This is a genomic window from Terriglobus albidus (assembly GCF_008000815.1).
GTDB lineage: Bacteria > Acidobacteriota > Terriglobia > Terriglobales > Acidobacteriaceae > Terriglobus > Terriglobus albidus_A.
The window spans coordinates 6,386,330-6,405,582 of the sequence record NZ_CP042806.1 but is presented as its reverse complement, the minus strand read 5'-3'; the positions used below and the strand labels follow the sequence as shown (position 1 = coordinate 6,405,582).

Sequence of the window (19,253 nt, the reverse complement as noted above, 5' to 3'; positions counted from 1 at the left end):
GGATGCCTATCTCAGAAAGCTCGGCAGCACCTCGGTGGCGTTGCCCAGGAAGATGGTGTCGAATGCCTCTGCATTCAGCGGTTCTTCTGGGCCGACATAGATCGTCTTCAGGCCTCGCTGATTGGCGATCTGGACGAAGCCCGCAGCCGGATAGACCGAGCCCGAGGTTCCGACAACCAGGACATGGGTCGATGTTGCGAGGTGGGCATAGATCTCCTCCATATTCAGGGGGATCTCGCCGAACCAGACGATGTGCGGCCGTACTGGCGCACCGCAGGTGGCACATACCGGTAACGCGGCGGCCTTCTCATAGAAAGCGCGGTCCGTGAAGCGTTCTTGGCAGCGCACGCACCGCGACTCGAAGAGAGAACCATGCATGTGGTGCACGCGTTGAGAGCCGCCACGCTCGTGGAGATCATCGACGTTCTGCGTACAGAGATAAAGGCGATCGCCAGACTTCTGTTCCAGGGCGGCCAGGGCGCGATGAGCTGCGTTCGGTTCCGCGGCCATGGCGTCACGCCTCCGCATGGAATAGAAGCGCCACACCAACTCCGGATCAGCCTCCCAGGCTTCGGGGGTAGCGACCTGTTCGACACGGTAGCCGTTCCACAGACCACCGCTTCCTCGGAAGGTGGCAAGACCGCTCTCGGCGGAGATGCCGGCGCCGGTCAGGATAAAGAGACGATCGTTCTCGCCCAACCCAAGTTCGCTCATGCTGCCTAGAATAGTCCCTGTGCTGATACCTGAGCAGAAAGAGAATCTTGTTGTCGTGCTGGCCGGCGCGCGCAACCCGTTGAACATCGGCGCGGCAGCTCGCGCCATGAGCAACTTCGGCTTTCGCGCCCTCCGGATTGTGACGGAGTTCCCGCTGCCGGTGACAGAAGCGAAGAGCGCCGTGGATGCCGCTGAGGTGATGCAACAGGCGACGGTTCACACCAGCTTCGCCGAGGCCATTGCGGACTGTGGCCTGATCTATGGCACGACGGCGGTCGGCGACCGGAGACTGGAGCATCCAGTCGAGCCGCTGCCGCAGGCGGCCGCACACGTAAGAAATGCATTGGCAGGACTGCAGCGTGCGGCGATTGTCTTTGGCAGCGAGAAGACGGGCATGACCAACGAACAGATGAGCTACTGCTCCAGCCTGCTGACGATTCCGATGGAGGTGCATGGAACCTCCATGAACCTGGGGCAATCGGTGGCGGTCTGCTTGTGGGAGGTCGCGCGTGAAGGAGCGAGTGCCGGCGAGGTGGCCGAGGATGAGAGCCTTGCCGACAGCGCTGCGGTGGACCGTTTTGAAGGAGTGCTTCGTGAAGGTCTGACAGCAACCGGATATGAGGCCAAGTTTCCGGCTAACTGCGGGGAAGAGATGACACGCCGCCTGGTCCGCCGTCTCCGGTTAAACCGGAAGGATGCCGAGATCTGGACTGGGATCTGGCGTCAGGTGCTTTGGAAGCTGCGGCAGTAGAGCATTTTCCCTGTTGCTGGGTATCCCGGAAGAGGAGTGCAGCGGCGTTTCATTGCGGAAACCCCCATAGATGCGGGAACCCTACACTACACCTACAGGGAAATGCTCTAGCGTGGCGATGTATCCTCAAAGGCATCCATTTGGAGGCAGTCTTTTGATGCGTCTTTCCGTGCACTCTGGTGCGTTTCTGTGCGTTTTGAGCACGGTCGCTCTGGCCCAGCAGGGCCGGGTCTATACCGATGCCGATTATGCCGCCGCTGAACAGCGGCTAAGCTACAACGTCAATCCTCTGGTCTATCACCAGGTCAACCGTGTTGAGTGGATGAAGGATGGCCGCTTCTGGTATCGCGATGTCGGTCCGGAGGGAGCGGAGTTTTTCGTTGTCGATGCGAAGGGAGCCAAGTCCCCGGCCTTCGACGCAAAGAAGGTAGCGGCTTCTGTAAGCGGATTGCTGAAGCGGCCCGTGGATGCGGCGCGGCTGCAGGTCAGCTCGCTGGAAGAGGGAAGCGACGGTAAGTCCCTGGAGATTGGTGTGCAGGGCGGGAAGTTCCTCTGCCAGAAGGCGGACTGGAGTTGCACGACGATTACGGCTCCGGCGGGTGGAGCTCCGGCGGCGCGCAAGTCTCCGGAGGCACTGAGTCCTGATGGATCGCAGGCTGCCTTCATCCGGGACTGGAACCTGTGGGTACGCGATGTGAAGTCCGGCGGAGAGAAACAGCTCACGACCGACGGCGTGAAGGACTACGGCTACGCTACAGATAACGCCGGCTGGACGCACTCCGACAGCCCGATCCTGGTCTGGTCGCCCGACGGTAAGAAGATCGCGACCTTCCAGCAGGATCAGCGCAAGACCGGTGACATGTACCTGGTTTCAACACAGATGGGGCATCCGAAGCTGGAGCAGTGGAAGTATCCACTGCCTGGCGATAAGGATGTGACGATGATTGAACGCGTCCTCATCGATGTACCCACGGCCAAGGTTCTACGCCTCAAGATGGAGCCCGACCAACACCGCTCAACCAACTGCGACGATGTCAGTTGCCGCGGCGGCTCCGGATGGGATGACGTGCAGTGGGGCGGCGATTGCAAGACGCTGGGCTTTGTCTCTACTTCGCGCGATCATAAGTCCGCGACCTTCCGCATTGCGGATGTCGAGACTGGAGAGGTCCGCACCGTGATGAACGAGACGGTGAAGACCTACTTCGAGAGCGGTCATGCGGCGGTGGACTGGAAGTATCTGCCGAAGTCGAATGAGCTGCTCTGGTTTTCGCAGCGCAGCGACTGGGGTCATCTGTATCTCTACGACCTGAAGACCGGCGCTGTGAAGAGCCAGGTCACCACGGGTGAATGGAACGTCTACACCGTGCCGAAGGTAGATGAAGAGAAGCGGGTGATTTACTTCACCGGCATGGGCCGCGAGAAGGGCGACCCCTACTTCCACTATTTCTACAAGATCGGTTTTGACGGCAAAGGCTTGAAGCTGCTGACGCCTGAGACGGCCGATCACAACATCACACTCTCGAAGGACGGCAAGCTCTTCGTTGATACGTTCTCTACTGCCGATACGCCGACCGCGACCGTACTGCGCGATGGCGACGGGAAGCAGGTGGCGGAGATTGCGAAAGCGGATATCTCGAAGTTGACGGGATGGCTGGCGCCTACGCCGATTACGGTGAAGGCACGTGACGGCAAGACGGATCTCTACGGCTACCTCTATAAGCCGGTGAACCTCGATCCGTCGAAGAAGTATCCAGTGATCGATTACATCTATCCGGGCCCACAGACCGGCTCCTGCGGCGGACGAAATTTCGCTGCAGCGCGCGGTGACAACCAATCGCTGGCGCAACTTGGGTTTGTGGTGGTGTGTATCGATGGCATGGGGACGCCGTGGCGCTCGAAGACCTTCCAGGACACCTGGTATGGCCAGATGGGCGACAACACACTGCCTGATCAGGTTGCGGGTATCAAGGAGCTGGCGGCGAAGAATTCATGGATGGATCTGGATCGCGTCGGCATCTGGGGCCACTCGGGTGGCGGCAATGCGACGGCGGATGCCATGTTTGCCTATCCGGATTTCTTCAAGGTGGGTATCTCGGAGAGCGGCAACCATGACAACCGTCTGTATGAGGATGACTGGGGCGAGCGCTACCAGGGCATGCTGGAGACTAGTCCTGATGGCAAGACTAGCAACTATGACAACCAGTCTAATATCACGCTGGCGAAGAACCTGAAGGGCAAGCTGCTGCTGGCGCACGGAACGATGGACGATAACGTTCCGCCGTATGAAACGTTGATGGTGGTGGATGCGCTGATCAAGGCGAATAAGACCTTCGACTTGCTGCTGATTCCGAACGCGCATCATGGCTATGCCGATGCATCGCGTTACATGATGCGGCGGCGGTGGGATTATTTCGTGACCAACCTGATGGGCGCGACGCCACCGGCGGAGTACAAGATGAGCACGAAGCCGGATGTGTTCTAAGGGTGTGTGAGTGAGGAAGAGGCATGGCCGGTGGCCATGCCTCTTCTTATGGTGGGAGCAGCGGGCTTCAGCCCGCTGATTTCAGACCTAACAGTCAATGGGCTTTAGCCCCGGGCCTTTTCGTCTTCAAAGAAACAAGCCCAGGGCTTTACAGGCTGCGGAAAAACTCTATATGAGGGGATAATCGGGTCAAATTTGGGGATAGAAAATCATCACCCAATGTCCCGGGATCGCTTATAGGTCATTCTGACGCGATCGTTTTTTTTGCGCTTCTCGAAAATCGAGTTTTTCCGCAGCCTGTAAAGCCCATTTATCTATATCGCTCCTAAACCGTGGGCTGAAGCCCACGGCTCCCACCATATCGAGCTTTGCTCGATATCTATTCTTTGTCTTCGACAAAGAATGGGACAACTGGCTTGAGTGACTACTTCATAAAACTATCGATCAGTTGCTGCGGCGAAATACCCTGGGCCCGAAGCGTCCTCAGCGCAAGCGCATCGTGGCGTTTGGCGAGGCGCTCACCGTGATCGTCCAGCACGAGCTCGGTGTGGAAGTATGCCGGTGTTGGAAGACCGAGTGCCTGTTGCAGCAGGATCTGTCGTGCCGTTGACTTCAGCAAATCGCGGCCACGTACGACCTCGGTGATTTGCATGGCCGCATCATCGACGACACAGGCGAGTTGATAACTTGGAAGGCAGTCCTTACGCCAAATGAGGAAGTCGCCGAAGTCTTCGCCTCCGATGAACCGTTGCGAGCCCAGGTTTCCATCGGTGAACTGAAGAACCTCGCCGTCCGGAATGCGAAAACGATAGTTCACTCCAGCGGCGAAGTCCTGTGGTTCGAGTTCTGCAGGGCGGCAGTGATTGTCGTAAACCGGTTCGTCGTCATCCTCGGCATGGGGAGCAGCGATGCGCGCCAGGTCTTTGCGGGAGCAGGTGCAGGCATAGGCCAGCCCCATAGCGAGCAGACGCCGCAATGCATCTTCATAGAGCGGCAGCCGCTCTGATTGGGTATAGGGAGCGAAGGGGCCGCCGACATCGGGACCTTCCTGCCAATCGAGCCCAAACCAACGGAGGTCCTCCAGCATGGCGGCTGCAAACTCCGGTTTGCATCGTTGCCGGTCCAGGTCTTCGTTGCGCAGCACCAGCACGCCGCCAACAGCACGCTGCTGCGCGATCCAGAAAGTACGCGCATGCCCCAGATGTATGTAGCCCGTGGGAGTAGGAGCGATGCGGCCCCGGTAGAGGATGGACATATGTCCATCTTAAGTTGCCAGTTAACAGTTGCCAGTTTCCAGTTCTGAAGATGCATTCTGGCGGATGGGCCGCTCGCCGTAACTGGCAACTGTTAACTGGCAACTGGCAACTGCTTCTCCGCTATACTTTGGGCCATGCGGAAACTCCTCCTGAGCTCTCTCTTTGTTGTTACGTGCGTACCGGTGTGGTCGCAGAAGGCGCCTACGGTGGCGGATGCGAAGGCGTTTGTCGATAAGGCCAATGCGGAGCTGCTGAAGCTGTCTACCGATGCCTCGCACGCGGAGTGGATCGCGGAGACTTACATTACCGATGACACCGAGTCGAACACGGCGCTGCAGAATGAGCGGGTCGCGGCACGCACGCTGGAGCTCACTGCTGAGAGCCACAAGTTCGACAAGGTGAAGCTGCCGGACGATCTCCGCCGCCAGATCCTGCTGTTGCAGCTTGGTGCACCCGCGGCGCCCAAGGATCCGAAGTTGCTGGCGGAGGAGACGCAGCTCGCGGCGCAGTTGACCGGCATGTACGGCAAAGGCAAGTTCTGCGTCGAGCCGCAGAAGTGCCTGGGGATCGATCCGCTGTCGCAGATCATGGCCAAGTCCCGTGATCCTGAGGAGCTCAGGAAGATCTGGGTGGGATGGCATGACACCGGTGCACCGATGCGCCAGAAGTACACGCGCTTCATCGAGCTGCAGAATATCGGTGCAAAGGAGCTGGGCTATAAGGACACCGGCGAGCTGTGGCGCGCGGGGTATGACATGACACCGGCTGAGTTCTCCGCCGAGCTGGAACGCGCATGGACCCAGCTGCAGCCGCTCTATGACGAGCTGTTCACCTACGTCCGCGCGCGGTTGATCGCGAAGTATGGCAAGGCGGCGGAGCGAGCCGATGGAAAGATTCCCGCGCAGCTGCTCGGCAACATGTGGGCTCAGGAGTGGGGCAATATCTATGACATCGTCGCTCCCACCGATCCGAAGCTGGCGCAGTACAAGCCGGTGAACCTAGAAGAGGCATTAAAGAGGCAGATCGCAGCGAAGGATCCGGCAGCGGCTGCCGCATTCGCCTCCAGCACGGACCTGACGAGCGATGCGGGACAAACCGCGAAGCTGGCAGCCGGCAAAGCCATGGTGCATTACGGCGAGAGTTTCTTTACCTCGCTCGGATTTCCGGCGTTGCCTGCCACCTTCTGGGAGCGTTCGCAGTTCATTCATCCGCGCGACCGCGACGTCGTATGTCACGCGTCGGCATGGGATCTGGACTCGGTCGATGACTTGCGGGTAAAGATGTGCATTGAGGTGAACGACGACTACTTCACCACCGTGCACCATGAGCTTGGGCACAACTTCTATCAGCGCGCGTATAACAAGCAGCCATTACTCTTCCGCGGCGGAGCGAATGACGGCTTCCATGAGGCGATCGGCGATGCCGTAGCTCTATCGATTACACCTTCGTATCTGAAGGCGTTGGGGCTCAGCGAATCGGAGCCTCCTGCCGAGGCTGATATCCCGTTGCAACTCCGCACCGCACTCGATAAGATCGCGTTCCTTCCCTTCGCGCTGGCCCTCGACAAGTGGCGCTGGGGAGTCTTCTCCGGCGAGATCAAGCCCGCCGACTACAACAAAGCCTGGTGGGAACTGCGGGGCAAGTACCAGAAGGTCGCGCCTCCTGTGGATCGCGCAGAGACCGATTTCGACGCGGGAGCAAAGATGCATGTTCCCGCCAATGTGCCCTATGCCCGTTACTACCTGGCGCGCATCTACCAGTTCCAGTTCTATAAGGCGATGTGTGATGCCAGCGGTTATAAAGGGCCACTGAATCGCTGCAGCTTCTTCGGGTCGAAGCCGGCAGGCGAGAAGCTGGCGAAGATGCTGGAGGCCGGACAATCGCAGCCCTGGCAGCAGACCCTCAAAGAGATGACCGGTAGCGATCATCTCGACGCCCAGGCGATGGCGGATTACTTCGCTCCGCTGTATGCATGGCTAAAGGTGCAGAACACAAAAAAATAAAGCTAACCGGCAGCACTTCCCCCGGTCTAAGTGAACGCCGGGCCAAATTCTAAACGGGAAGAATTGACATACGAATCATTTCGTTGCAGCATTACGAAGTGATTCGTACATTGATTTTATTTCCCGTGTGCTGAGTAGGGGGAGGGTTCCGTTCGATGAGAACCGCGCTGCGTTTTTTTGCCTTGTCTATTTGCCTTTGGGCGGCCGCGCTGATTGCGCAGGCTGTGCCTCGCGTCTCACAGGTTTCGTTGACGGTGCTCGATACCTCCGGTGCCGCGATTCCGGGAGCATCCGTGCATGTCTCTCTGCAAACAGGGAGCGATCGGCAGACCGATGGTCAGGGAAATGTGACGATACCATTGGCGGCCGGAAGCTATGACATCACGATCAAAGCCGACAACTTTCGTGAACGGACGATGAAGAAAGTGCTCGTTTTCGATGGCCGCACCACGCCGTTGTCGGTGGTCTTAGTCGTGGCAGGCGAAGACGAGGTCGTCGAGGTCTCCGGAGAGGAGCAGGTCTCGAACGACAGCAGCTCGAACAAGAGCGCACTGGTCTTCAAGGGCGACAAGCTCGATACGCTCTCGGACGATCCGGAGATGATGCAGCAGCAGCTTACGTCGCTGGCGGGTGGCGACCCCACCAACCCTCCACAGCTTTATGTGGATGGCTTCGCCCACGGAGAGCTTCCTCCGAAGGAGAGCATCCGCGAGATACGCGTCAACCAGAATCCGTTCTCGCCGTACTACGATCAGTTCGGCGGCGGCCGTATTGAGGTCTTTACCAAACCTGGAGCTAATAAGCTGCACGGCAATGTCGCCAGCAACTTCGGAGCACAGGCGCTCAACGCCAACAATCCGTATGCGGCTTCGGTATTGCCGTATACGAACTACTATCTCGATGGCGGCGTGAATGGCCCGCTGGGCAAGAACAGCTCCTTCTACTTCACCTGGCAGCAGCGCGGTGTTTCGGCAAACCAGGTCATCAATGCGACTGTGCTGGACTCCAACCTGAATCCGGTTAACGTGCAGCAGACCATTGCCAACAAGCGGTCGGTGCAGAACGATTCCATCCGGCTCGATCACCAGTTCGGCAAGAAGAACACGCTCATCGGGCGTTATAGCTACAGTAGCGTCCTGGTGCCGGTTTCAGGAGCGGGGCAGCTGGTGCTGGCATCGCAGGCCTATCGGAATAGCGTCCGGACAGATACTTTCCAACTTACCGACACCCACATCTTCAGTCCGAAAGTCGTGCTGGACTCCGCAGTGCAGTATTTGCGCAGCAAGACGAGCAGCGATGCGACATCGAATACGCCTTCGCTGATTGTGCAGGGTTCCTTCAGCAGCGGATCCAATACCATCCAGCAGGAACACGATCACCAGGACCGCATCGAGTTACGCGAAGAGGCATCGATCTCTTCGGGGAATCACTACCTTCGCACCGGCTTCCGTTATCGCTGGTACCACGATTCGAACCTTTCGCGAGCGGGCTACAACGGCCAGTTCATCTTTCCCTCGCTGACCGCCTATCGCATTACCCTCGATGGCATTCAGCGCGGTCTTACTCCCGCGGCAATTCGTGCGGCGGGTGGAGGAGCGACCCAGTTCTCGCTGACGGCGGGTACTCCAAATGCGGAGGTGAGTACCGCGGATGTGGGTGTGTACTTCGATGACGAGTGGAAGCTGAACCGGAACTTTACGCTGAATCTCGGCATCCGCTTCGAATCACAAACCGCGATCCCTGACCATTTCGATCCCGCGCCGCGCGTGGGCTTTGCCTGGTCTGTCCTGCATCACGGAAAGGCAAAGGAGCCGTTCTTTGTGATCCGCGGCGGATTCGGCATCTTCTACCAGCGATTCGATGCCGGCAATATCCTCCGTACCTATCGCCAGAACGGCGTGACGCAACAGGCATTCATTGTTCAGAATCCCGACTTCTACCCCAACATTCCCTCGGCTTCTTCGTTGCCGCAGTATTTGAATACTGTTTACCGGCTCGATCCAAATCTTCGATCGCCGATGCAGATGCAGGGGATGGTTTCGGTCGATCACAGCCTGGGCAAATACGGCTCTATCTCGGTGCAGTATTACCAGCGAAAGTCTACTCACCAGTGGACGTCGCTGAATATCAACGCTCCGCTTCCCGGTACGTATGATCCCAGCAATCCCAACAGCGGCGTGCGGCCTCTGGGAGGGAACAGCAACCTGTATCAGTTCTCCTCCAATGGTCTGTCCGAAGGCCGCACCCTGGGTATCAATGGCAACTTCAACGTGATGAAATCGCTAAACCTCTGGTCGTTCGTAGGTTTTGCCCACCAGGAAGGCAACGTCAACTTCAGCACCAGCAGCTCTTCGGGTTTCTTCCCGTCGAACTCGTACAACCTCAGTGCTGATTACGGCCGACTGACGGGCTTTTCGCCGATACGTTACTTCGGCGGAGCGAACTGGAAGCCAGGCTGGGGCACGGCATTCAATGTCTTCATGTCCGCATGGTCACAGTCGAACTTCAACATCACGACCGGCACTGACCTGAATGGAGACGCGCAGTACAACGACCGGCCTGCGTTTGCGACAGATCTGACGCGGGCTTCGGTGGTGCGAACGGCGTGGGGGAACTTCGACACCAAACCGATGGCCGGGCAGGCCATCATTCCCATCAACTACGGCACGGCGCCGGGACTGTTCTATATGGAGTTGTACTTCAACAAGAACTTCTACTTCGGCAAACGACCGGAGTCGCCGAAGGACACTGCGAAGGAGAAGCTGCCGCAGAAACCATATCGCTTTCAGGTCGGTATCGGTGCAGACAACCTGCTGAATACGAACAATCCCGGTGCACCTGTGGGTGTGTTGAGCTCGCCGTATTTCGGTAAATCTATTTCGCTGAACACGCCGTTTACCAATAACAGCGCGGCGAATCGGGCGTTGTTGATGAGGGGGGCGTTTTTCTTTTAGAGCCTACGACAAGAGCGCTGAAGGCGCGTTCGATACCAACCTGGGCAACGCCCCAGGTACGGGTAGCTAAGAGGCGCGAGGGCCGAAGGCCCGATCTATATAAGGATCTTCAATCCCACACGTATTGTTCATCGAAATGCAATTCCATGCATCGCGAGAAGGACGCGGAAGCAGCGACGAGAGAGATTGTGAAAATGCTGGATTATAGATCGGGCCTTCAGCCCTTAGGCCTCTTCACTATCCGCAAACCTGGGGCGTTGCCCCAGGCTGGTATAGGTCGCGCCTTCAGCGCTCTTTTGTTGCCGTGGCCCTGAGCCTTAGTGGGCTTTGCGATGGATTGGTTTTGCGGGGACAGTGACAGCAGCAGGTCCGATTGAGCTCGTCTCCGGCAACTGCATCGCCAGCAACGCAGCCGGATTCAAGTTCTCACCACTCCAGCGCATTGAAACGTGAAGGTGTGGTCCTGTGACACGGCCTGTCGCTCCGGAGAGTCCGAGTAGCTGGCCTTTCTTCACCATCTCTCCTGCCTTCACCTGCAGGCGCGAGAAGTGCATGTAGATGCTGAAGAGCTGATTGCCGTGATCGATGATGACGCAGTTGCCCTCCAGAAACATGCGTTGCGCCAACACCACCCGGCCAGAGTTCAGCGCATGGACCGGAGTTCCGGGACGTGCGGGAAAATCTGATCCGCGGTGGATGCTGACCTTCTTGCCGTTGAAGATGCGGTTGTCGCCGAAGTTGTCGAAGACCCTGGAGGCAACCGGAGCGGCAAAGCTGCCGGACCATAACGGTTGCGAGGCAGAGCTTGCAAAGGCACGCTTCTTCGCCACCGCGTCGCGCTCCATCTGCCGCTGTGCCGCGGGGCTGGGGGCGATAAAGGCTTTGGCAACGGAGAGTGTGCTGGAGTGGAAGTTCGCCGCGGTTATCTGCATCTCCTGCGTTGTGTTCAAGGCGCCGCCACTTGCGTACGTACCGCTGATCGACACCGGATACGACGCCGGCCCCTGTTCGACATCGGTTCCGGCGAGGGCATACCAGGTGCGTCTGTCGTTCGCAGGAAAGAAGCCCAGCTCCTTGCCAAGCCAGGTCGCGGTGACACGCGTTGCGGGGCGATCGAGTATGAGGGTGAACAGTACCGGCGATCCCTGCTCGACATGCTGCGGCTGCCAGGTAAGTGTCTGCGCGCAAAGCACTGAGGAGACCAAAAGCAGCAGAACGGGGAGCAGACGAGACCAGAGCATGTCTCTACTGTGCAACGAGACGATGCTCTACATCCACTCGCTTCCGTATTGCACCGGAATCTGCGTGAAGGCGATGCGTGTCGGTGCAGAGTCGCGGGCCGACATCATGCCGGCCAGATGCACTGTGGTATGGCCGTGTTTCAGGTTGATCTGATCGATGGCCGAAGAGAGCTGGGAGCGCCGGTCCTGGTCGGCAAAGAGTCCGGGATTGTGGTGGGACTCTGGCAGCAGGCGTCCCAGCGTGACACCGACGAAGAATGGCTTTTCGAAGTCGGGGCCTTGCGGCCGCTTCTGCCACAGCTTCTGCAGGACTTCCAGCAGAGTGAGCGTATCCTGCGCATCCGGGAAGCGGGCTTCCATGCCCCAGCCGGTGTGCTTCAGACCGGAGAAGTGTTGTTTTGATCGCAGGCGCTCTGCCTGTTCACGGTTCAATGCAAAACGGATGTGGAGCGCCATGGAGCCGGCATAGAACTTCTCCATCCGCAGACGCATGGCGGCCTTATGCAGCAGCTTGTGGGCGACTGCCCAGGATCCGGGAATGGTGCGATGTTCGGGCGCCAGTACGTGAGAGTGGCCGAGAGACTTCTGGATCTCGCTCGGCACGGGCGCTCCGTCGTCACCGGTGACGTGGCCGCGCAGCCAGTGATAGAGGCGGTCTCCCCATACAGAGTCCCAGAGCTTATGCATTCCCTGACGGTCGAGCGCCAGGAGCTGCGGCATGGTGTGGATGCCCTGTGCGTTCAACCGGGCTTCGGTGCGTGCGCCCACGCCGGGAAGGTCGCGCAGATCGAGATGTGCGATGGCGCGGGGCAACTGCGAGGGGAGCAGTCCGATCAGGCCATCGGGCTTCTGCATATCGCTGGCGATCTTCGCCAGGTAGCGGTTCGGCGCCATGCCGATGGAGCAGCGCAGCACCTCGCCGACATCCTGATAGATCGCCTGCTTGATGTCGTATGCGATGCGGCGCGCATTCTCCGGCAACTGTTCGCGGCCCATCAACTGGCAAACCATCTCATCGATAGAGGGTGTATGCGAGACGGGACATACGCGTTCCACCGCTTCCGCAATGGCGTGGGAGAACTTCGCGTACTCGGTGTGACTGCCTTCGACGAGGACGATTCCGGGGCACTTCTGCTTGGCCTCGCCGACGATGGTGCCGGTCTTGACGCCGAAGGCCTTGGCTTCGTAGCTGGCTGCGATGCAGGCGGTGGTATCGGAGTTGGTGGGAACAACCGCGAGTGGACGGTTGCGGTACTCCGGATGGAGTTGCTGCTCCACGGAGGCGAAGAAGGAGTTGAGATCGATGTGCAGAAAGACGAACCGGTCCTCCGGTGTGCGGAACTCACCGGATTGGGGCGCGGCCGTCATGGCAGAAACTGATTATATTCTCCTTTTCTTCGCTGGAATTGTGGATGCTTAAACGGCAGACTAGACAGTCTATGAAACATTCCATGAACGATTTTGGGAACGACCCGACGCGGGTGATCAATACAGAGAGCGCCGAGCACTATCTCTGGGGCAAGCAGTGTGACGGCTGGCATCTTGTGAAGCAGGATGGCCTGAGTGTGATTGAAGAGCGCATGCCTCCGGGCACCAGCGAGGTGCGGCATCATCACGTGCGGGCGCGTCAGTTTGCGTTTGTGCTGGAGGGCGAGCTGACGATCGAGGTGGAACACCATGACTTTATGGTTCGGCCAGGGGAAGGAATTGAGATCCATCCCGGCCAGAGCCATCAGGCTATGAATCGCAGCGGAAGGGATATTCGCTTCCTGATGATCAGCCAGCCGCCCAGTCACGGTGACCGTATCGACGAGGTTTAGTTTTTGATCGGTTAGGGGATTTTCTTCAGCCGTCCGGTCTCCAGACATCCTTTACAGCTTGTCTCCAGAGATCCTTTACACCTTCGGCTGGTTAGCGGAGGCCAGGAAGGCGCGGTTGCCCCGTCTTTGTTTAAGGGCATGGCTTCAGCCATGCGGAACTAAGTTCAACAAAGACGCGGCTTAAGCCGCTGAGGTCAGTCTTAGAACGACCTGTTACCTCAGGGGCTGAAGCCCTGAATCGTGGCGCCTCTGACGGGACGGCTGAAGCCGTCCCCTTAACGAGACATTCGCACCTACGATGCGAAATGGCTGCGCCGATGCAAATACAAAAGCCCTCGCCGAAGCGAGGGCTTTGCATTTGTGTCGATCTTAGTGGGCCAGGTGGCTGTCGCTGGCGGCTTCGTGAGCGGCGGTCATCTGGCGAACCAGGGCCGGCAGGCCGAAGAGCACGCCGGCGATCAGGCCGGTTGCGATGAGGTCATTGCGGTAGAAGGGAATCGCCGCAACGTAGCAGGCGGCGAGTCCGCTCAGGCTCTTGGCATACATGTTCGACCATGCCCAGACAAAGAAGTTCGAGATCACGAAGAAGCTGGTGGCCGAAGCCAGTACAGCACCGGTGACGCGCATGACACTCTGCCGCTTTGCCAGCGTTGCGTTTGCCATCAGGCAGACACCCGCGTACCAGGCCCAGGTGGGCAGGTAGTGCGACGCGTGAAACGCGTAACCGTAGGCATAGACGGTTAGGTAGTAATCGGTCGCCATCAGGGCAAGCGTTGCAACGATGGCGTGCCACCGGTTGCGCTTTGCGCCGAAATAGAGCAGGCCGCCGCCGACGGCAGTGAAGCCAATACCTGCGGAGTGGGTCAGGTGCGGCAGAAGGCGGCTGAAGACCGCGACGAGAAGTACCAGATACGCTGTCATAGTGAGGTGTCCCTAACGTTTCTAATTCTGTGCCTATCGCAGAGGCCGGTCAAGCGAAAGGGCCGTCCGGAGACGACCCTTTTACAATTTCCAACCGGAATGATGGGTTAGTTGAGCGCGGCGACCGGAACTGTCTTCTCGGCGGCCCGGCGCATGATCTCCAGCTCCGCGGGAGCAAAGAGATCGGGTGAGCTGCTGCCTACGACGACGTAACCGGGGTCATGGCCAAGAGCCAGCGAGACCTGATTCCACTTGAGGAACGGAGAGGTTGTCGGCAGCACGATCATGCGGCGCTGCGGCTCGGGGATAAAGAAGTAGGCCGCCCAGATGCCGAATGCAATGCTGATGGCTGCACCGCGAACCACGCTGAAGGTCATATACATCGTGGTCATGTTTGTGAGCCATGCCGAACTTACCAGCTCTACGGTCGACAGAATTCCCAGGCCGAGGCTGACACCGAAGATCCGGCTGCGGTGAGACAGACCCATCGGGCGGATGGCGAAGCAGACGAAGAGCAGCAGGCACAAGGTCAGGATGCTCTGGGTACGCTGCAACTGGTTGGCCGCGTTGATGATGAACTTGGTGCTGGTCATGTGCGGACCGAAGGCCATGCCGATGGCAACAGCGATCGAGATGGCTGCGGCCCAACGGAAGACCAGGAGGCCAAGCGACTGCAGACCCTTGAGCGGCTCCATCGCCAGCTTGAAAATGCTGTAGATCACCAGGATCGAGAGAATTGCCTCGAGCGCGTAGGCGGTCCAGTAGGTATAGAAGTAAATCGGATACGCGACATGCTTATCCACACCTCGCGCTAAAAGGAAGAAGATCAGGAGCGCGACGCTGTCAGCAATCACCTTGGTGGAGAGCAGGAGAAACAGGCTGAAGAACGCCCGCACCTGCTTGGCGCGGAACAGGGCGCCGATCGTGATCAGACAGAGAAACGGATCAATGTATTCCAGGAGTTGAATAATCGACTTTGCGTTCATGAACAGGCTCCTGCAGCTATTGGGACTTTAACTCTACCCCAGCTACCGGAGCCGATCAATGAATTTCGCCTGCAACTTTTGGACTACGTCCCATAAGCGGACTACATGCCGCAGGCGTTCGGGTCGTCAGGCGGGCAAACCGGAATCGGCACAATGCTGGTGGCGCGGACTGGCTTCACGTCAATGGTGCGGGTGTGGGCGGAAGCTACAGTTCCGGTCAGGGCAAGGGCAACAGCAAAGGTGCGGATAGCGATCTTCATGGTGTTCTCCTGGGAAATCTCAGAATTCAGGTCGAGCTTTTTCGTTACATCGAAGGTGGCTTTACATGCCGCAGGCGTTCGGATCGTCGGGGGGGCAAACCGGGATCGGCACAATGCTGGTGGCGTGGGCTGGCTTCACGTCGGCGGTGCGGGTATGGGCGGAGGCGACGGCTCCAGTCAGAGCGAGGGCGACGGCGAGGGTACGGATAGCGATCTTCATGGTGTTTCTCCTGGGAAATCTCAGAATTCAGGTCGAGCTTTTTCGTTGCATCGAAGGTGGCTTTACATGCCGCAGGCGTTCGGATCGTCGGGGGGGCAAACAGGAATCGGCACGATGCTGGTGGCGTGGGCAGGTTTCACGTCGGCGGTACGGGTGTGGGCAGAGGCAACGGCTCCGGTCAGAGCGAGGGCGACGGCGAGGGTACGGATAGCGATCTTCATGTTCGTGAGCTCCTGGGAAATGATTTAAGAAGTTGATAAAGAAGGACTAACGGTTGTCCTTACATGCCGCAGGCGTTCGGATCGTCGGGAGGGCAAACCGGGATCGGCACAATGCTGGTCGCACGGGTAGGCTTCACGTCGGCGGTACGGGGGTGAGCGGAGGCAACGGCTCCAGTGAGGGCAAGGGCAACAGCAAAGGTACGGATAGCGGTCTTCATGGTGTTTCTCCTGGGAATTTCAAAATTTCGGTTTCGCTGCATCAAAAGCGTGATTACATGCCGCAGGCGTTCGGGTCGTCGGGGGGGCAAACCGGGATCGGCACAATGCTGGTCGCACGGGTAGGCTTCACGTCGGCGGTACGGGTATGGGCAGAGGCAGCGGCTCCGGTCAGAGCGAGGACGACGGCGAGGGTACGGATAGCGGTTTTCATGTTCGTGAGCTCCTGGAAATGATTTAAGAAGTTGATAAATAAGGACTAACGGTTGTCCTTACATGCCGCAGGCGTTGGGGTCGTCCGGCGGGCAAACCGGAATCGGCACAATGCTGGTCGCACGGGCAGGCTTCACGTCGGTGGTGCTGGTGTGGGCGGAAGCAACGGCTCCGGTCAAAGCAAGGGCGACAGCGAGAGTGCGGATGGCGATTTTCATTGTGTTGAGAACCTCAATTCAGCTAAAAATTTTTCTGGACTTGCCTGATGTCGAGAGAGTATCGTGGGAACATCGCTAAGTCCAATAGAATCAATTACATATACAAGTATCAATCAACTTTGGTTACCGAGGTAACTTTTCTCGGAGTGGACTTTTCCGTCGCAAGTCACAGGAAACAGGCAGATTTTGAGGAAAAGGCGCGCGATTCCGTTCGGGGAGAGATTCAGGTTTTAAACAGAAAAGCCGGCATCTCTGCCGGCTTTTTGGGGTTTTGGAGATCGCTCTAATCCACGACTTGCCATCCTGCCCCTGTCTGGGCCAGGGGAGTGGTTGCGGTCGCCTCACCGCTTAGATCCTTGGCCAGTTGCGGGAAGGCGGCTTTCAGGTCATCCGACTTTGCCCATCCCGGAACATCTTTCATCTGGTAGCGATACGTGACGCCTGTCTGACGGAAGCCGTCCTTCACCGCCGGAGGAGTATTGCTCAGGACCGAGATGGCTTCGCGGTAGCCATAGCAGTAGCGCGGAGCTCCGTTTTTGCCGTAGTCAGTCGGCTCGTAATAGGCAAGCTTCTCCTCTTTTGTGCGTTTGAGCAGCAGGACCTTTACCAGGGCATCAAGCTGTTGTTGCTCTTTGGGATTGCTGGTGGTGTAGGGAAAGCGCCAACCGGCGGGGAACAGGCAGTCCCGGCGGTGTTCTGGCCAGTATTTGTTCAGCCCGGTCATGAAGTTTTCCGGTGTCTCGGCGGATTTGCTGTTGCAACCGGCGATGAGAGAGACAGCGAGCAAAAGAGCAATACGTGCAGGGACTTTCATATCTCGTAAGATGCAAATGGAATGATCGAGGGAACTCCATCGAGAACCGCCCTTCGCGTGGCCATGCGGCGTGCGGCGCACCAGGTCTTTGACCGGCCGCTGGTTCTGGAAGATCCGGTCGCTTTACGGATCCTCCCTCAGGAGCAACGGGACGAGGTCAAGCGCACGCCGGATGGCTTGCGTAAACCCTTCTCGGCCGCCATTCGCGCCTTCATGGTGGTCCGCAGTCGATATGCGGAAGACCTGCTTGGCGCGGCTGTCGCTCGCGGGCTGTCGCAGTATGTGCTGCTGGGGGCCGGCCTCGATACCTTTGCCTACCGAAACCCCTTTTCGGGTTTGCGCGTTTTTGAGGTTGATTTCCCCGCGACCCAGGTCTGGAAACGCAGCCTGCTGGCGGAGGCCGGTGTCCCGGTTCCGGGAAATGCCTGCTATGCTCCCGTGGACTTTGAAGAGCATTCGCTTGCGGAGGGACTCGCAGAGGCCGGATTAGATTTTTCGCAGCCTGCTTTCTTTGCCTGGCTGGGGGTAGTGCCTTACCTCACTGAGAGAGGATTTTCGGAGACGCTGCGTTTCATCGCGGAGCGGCCTGCAGGATCGGGTGTGGTCTTCGATTACTCACAGCCGCGCGAGGTGCTGCCGCCGGTGGAACAGATGATGCTGGACTCGATGTCGGCGCGAGTAGCCCAGGCAGGCGAACCCTTTCAGCTCTTCTTCCGCAAAGAGGAGTTGAACAGTCGACTCACGGAGGCTGGATTCGGAAAGATTGAAGATCTGGGGGGGCCAGATCTCTCTGCTCGCTATCTCGCCGGACGAGAGGATGGCCTGGTGCTACGGGGCAGCGGCGGTCGGATTATGTCGGCCTGGAGAGCGTAGGCGAACTATCATCCAATCCGCACACGGTGCAGGATAGCCGAGCGGCGGAGGTTAGCGAACCTCCGCCGCTTGAGTGAATCGTACCTGGATCCGGGTGGGAGAGGTGGGCTTTCAGCCCACCGTTATCAGTTCGAGAAAGGAATGGGCTTTAGCCCTGGGCCTTTTCCTGTTAGACACGAAGGCCCAGGGCTAAAGCCCGTTGTTTTTATGCCTTCTAGTCAGCGGGCTGAAGCCCGCTGCTCCCACCCGGATCCTCAGGGAGAACAGCCGTAAATGAAACTCCAGGACTACGCTCGGAACTCGCCGCGCAGCAGTTGCTTTCTGCGTGCTTCGGGAAAGCGTTCAATGGCGTACCGCAGCGCTGTGCGAGGCAGACGGGCGTAGTGTTTTTCCAGGAAGTCCAGCAGCTCCGCGGGCGATTGTTTGCCTGCCTCGCGTAACATCCAGCCGACGGCCTTGTGAATGAGGTCATGGCGGTCATGCAGCAGCCTGCGGGCGATGCGGAACGTCGGCGCAAGCTCTCCTTTTCGGATATAGGCGTAGGTGGAAACGATGGCGATCCGGCGTTCCCACAGCGAGTCGGAGTCCGCGAGACGGTCGAGCAGGCCGTACTGGCCTGGAGCAACGTGTTCCCCCACCATGGTTCTTGCCGAGGCATCGACCAGGTCCCAGTTATTCACCCAGGCGGTGTGCTCCAGGTAGAACTGATGCAGTTCTTCGCGCTGTTCGCTGTCTCCGTCAGCACGTTCATAGCGGCCGCAGAGGAGGAGCAGAGCAATCAAACGGTGTTCGTGGAACTTTGAGCGGAGCAGCTTTTCGATCTCCGGCAGAGGGAGATCGCGGAAGTGTTTTGCGATGGTGCGTTGTTGCGGAACGGTGAGGCCGAGCAGGAGATCGCCTTCGGCGTATTCGCCTTTACCGGTGCGGAAGAATCGTTGGAGGAATGTGGCGCGTGCCGGATCGGCGAGCCGGGCTACTTCTGTCTTGACCGCTGCGGCCGTGATCTTCATGGGTGAAGCCGATTAAACACGAAGCAGCGGTATATGAGTACGGGGATGGGAGGAGAAGCAGATTTCTCCGCTCCCGCCGG

At 58.5% G+C, this 19,253-nt stretch carries 20 protein-coding genes; 6 read left to right on the top strand and 14 right to left on the bottom strand.

Translation table 11 applies throughout. The annotated features are described in order from the left end of the window. Window positions 1-6 precede the first annotated feature (6 nt). On the bottom strand, window positions 7-714 hold the full coding sequence (locus FTW19_RS25635) for an SIR2 family NAD-dependent protein deacylase (protein ID WP_147650385.1): 708 nt from the start codon (window positions 712-714) through the stop codon (window positions 7-9). Window positions 715-733: 19 nt separating this feature from the next. Between FTW19_RS25635 and FTW19_RS25630 the strand changes: the two genes are divergently transcribed. Then, on the top strand, window positions 734-1,465 hold the full coding sequence (locus tag FTW19_RS25630) for an RNA methyltransferase (protein ID WP_246153496.1): 732 nt from the start codon (window positions 734-736) through the stop codon (window positions 1,463-1,465). 157 nt (window positions 1,466-1,622) lie between these two features. Further along, window positions 1,623-3,947 (top strand): S9 family peptidase, encoded by a 2,325-nt coding sequence (locus FTW19_RS25625; protein ID WP_147650383.1) that lies wholly within the window; start codon window positions 1,623-1,625, stop codon window positions 3,945-3,947. 424 nt (window positions 3,948-4,371) lie between these two features. On the opposite strand, the gene gluQRS is transcribed toward FTW19_RS25625, so the two are convergent. Beyond that, window positions 4,372-5,202 (bottom strand): tRNA glutamyl-Q(34) synthetase GluQRS, encoded by an 831-nt coding sequence (gene gluQRS / locus FTW19_RS25620; protein WP_147650382.1) that lies wholly within the window; start codon window positions 5,200-5,202, stop codon window positions 4,372-4,374. Between the two features lie 135 nt (window positions 5,203-5,337). On the opposite strand from gluQRS, the gene FTW19_RS25615 reads away from it, so the two are divergent. Further along, a complete protein-coding gene (locus tag FTW19_RS25615; RefSeq protein WP_147650381.1) occupies window positions 5,338-7,206 on the top strand; it encodes a M2 family metallopeptidase in 1,869 nt (622 codons plus the stop codon). Between the two features lie 155 nt (window positions 7,207-7,361). Further along, complete coding sequence (locus tag FTW19_RS25610; protein ID WP_147650380.1) at window positions 7,362-10,160, top strand: TonB-dependent receptor; 2,799 nt, start codon at window positions 7,362-7,364, stop codon at window positions 10,158-10,160. Between the two features lie 317 nt (window positions 10,161-10,477). Here the strand turns inward: FTW19_RS25610 and FTW19_RS25605 are convergent, their stop codons facing one another. Further along, window positions 10,478-11,401: a M23 family metallopeptidase gene (locus FTW19_RS25605; protein ID WP_147650379.1), complete on the bottom strand. Its 924-nt coding sequence runs from the start codon at window positions 11,399-11,401 to the stop codon at window positions 10,478-10,480. Between the two features lie 27 nt (window positions 11,402-11,428). After that, window positions 11,429-12,769: a DNA polymerase Y family protein gene (locus FTW19_RS25600; protein ID WP_147650378.1), complete on the bottom strand. Its 1,341-nt coding sequence runs from the start codon at window positions 12,767-12,769 to the stop codon at window positions 11,429-11,431. A gap of 83 nt (window positions 12,770-12,852) precedes the next feature. Between FTW19_RS25600 and FTW19_RS25595 the strand changes: the two genes are divergently transcribed. After that, window positions 12,853-13,221 (top strand): cupin domain-containing protein, encoded by a 369-nt coding sequence (locus tag FTW19_RS25595; RefSeq protein ID WP_147650377.1) that lies wholly within the window; start codon window positions 12,853-12,855, stop codon window positions 13,219-13,221. A 369-nt stretch (window positions 13,222-13,590) separates the two neighbouring features. On the opposite strand, the gene FTW19_RS25590 is transcribed toward FTW19_RS25595, so the two are convergent. From FTW19_RS25590 to FTW19_RS25580, 9 genes are all read right to left on the bottom strand, one after another. After that, window positions 13,591-14,142 (bottom strand): DUF6580 family putative transport protein, encoded by a 552-nt coding sequence (locus FTW19_RS25590; RefSeq protein ID WP_147650376.1) that lies wholly within the window; start codon window positions 14,140-14,142, stop codon window positions 13,591-13,593. 107 nt (window positions 14,143-14,249) lie between these two features. Next, window positions 14,250-15,128 (bottom strand): hypothetical protein, encoded by an 879-nt coding sequence (locus tag FTW19_RS25585; protein ID WP_147650375.1) that lies wholly within the window; start codon window positions 15,126-15,128, stop codon window positions 14,250-14,252. Window positions 15,129-15,229: 101 nt separating this feature from the next. Next, window positions 15,230-15,388, bottom strand: coding sequence for a hypothetical protein (locus FTW19_RS25995; protein WP_187143172.1), 159 nt, complete (start codon window positions 15,386-15,388; stop codon window positions 15,230-15,232). 61 nt (window positions 15,389-15,449) lie between these two features. Beyond that, window positions 15,450-15,608, bottom strand: a complete 159-nt coding sequence (locus tag FTW19_RS25990) for a hypothetical protein (RefSeq protein ID WP_187143171.1) — start codon at window positions 15,606-15,608, stop codon at window positions 15,450-15,452. 62 nt (window positions 15,609-15,670) lie between these two features. Further along, window positions 15,671-15,829 carry a hypothetical protein gene (locus tag FTW19_RS25985; RefSeq protein WP_187143171.1) on the bottom strand — a complete coding sequence of 53 codons (159 nt, stop codon included), beginning with the start codon at window positions 15,827-15,829 and terminating at the stop codon, window positions 15,671-15,673. A gap of 59 nt (window positions 15,830-15,888) precedes the next feature. Continuing rightward, entirely contained in the window at window positions 15,889-16,047 is a 159-nt protein-coding gene (locus tag FTW19_RS25980) for a hypothetical protein (protein WP_187143170.1), read from the bottom strand. A 53-nt stretch (window positions 16,048-16,100) separates the two neighbouring features. After that, window positions 16,101-16,259: a hypothetical protein gene (locus tag FTW19_RS25975; protein WP_187143169.1), complete on the bottom strand. Its 159-nt coding sequence runs from the start codon at window positions 16,257-16,259 to the stop codon at window positions 16,101-16,103. Between the two features lie 58 nt (window positions 16,260-16,317). Further along, a complete protein-coding gene (locus tag FTW19_RS25970) occupies window positions 16,318-16,476 on the bottom strand; it encodes a hypothetical protein (RefSeq protein WP_187143168.1) in 159 nt (52 codons plus the stop codon). Between the two features lie 283 nt (window positions 16,477-16,759). After that, window positions 16,760-17,290 carry a hypothetical protein gene (locus FTW19_RS25580; protein ID WP_147650374.1) on the bottom strand — a complete coding sequence of 177 codons (531 nt, stop codon included), beginning with the start codon at window positions 17,288-17,290 and terminating at the stop codon, window positions 16,760-16,762. 21 nt (window positions 17,291-17,311) lie between these two features. Between FTW19_RS25580 and FTW19_RS25575 the strand changes: the two genes are divergently transcribed. After that, complete coding sequence (locus tag FTW19_RS25575) at window positions 17,312-18,163, top strand: class I SAM-dependent methyltransferase (RefSeq protein ID WP_147650373.1); 852 nt, start codon at window positions 17,312-17,314, stop codon at window positions 18,161-18,163. 287 nt (window positions 18,164-18,450) lie between these two features. Here the strand turns inward: FTW19_RS25575 and FTW19_RS25570 are convergent, their stop codons facing one another. Then, the gene (locus tag FTW19_RS25570) at window positions 18,451-19,173 is read right to left on the bottom strand and encodes a DNA alkylation repair protein (RefSeq protein ID WP_147650372.1); all 723 of its coding nucleotides are present in this window, start codon (window positions 19,171-19,173) and stop codon (window positions 18,451-18,453) included. Window positions 19,174-19,253 lie beyond the last annotated feature (80 nt).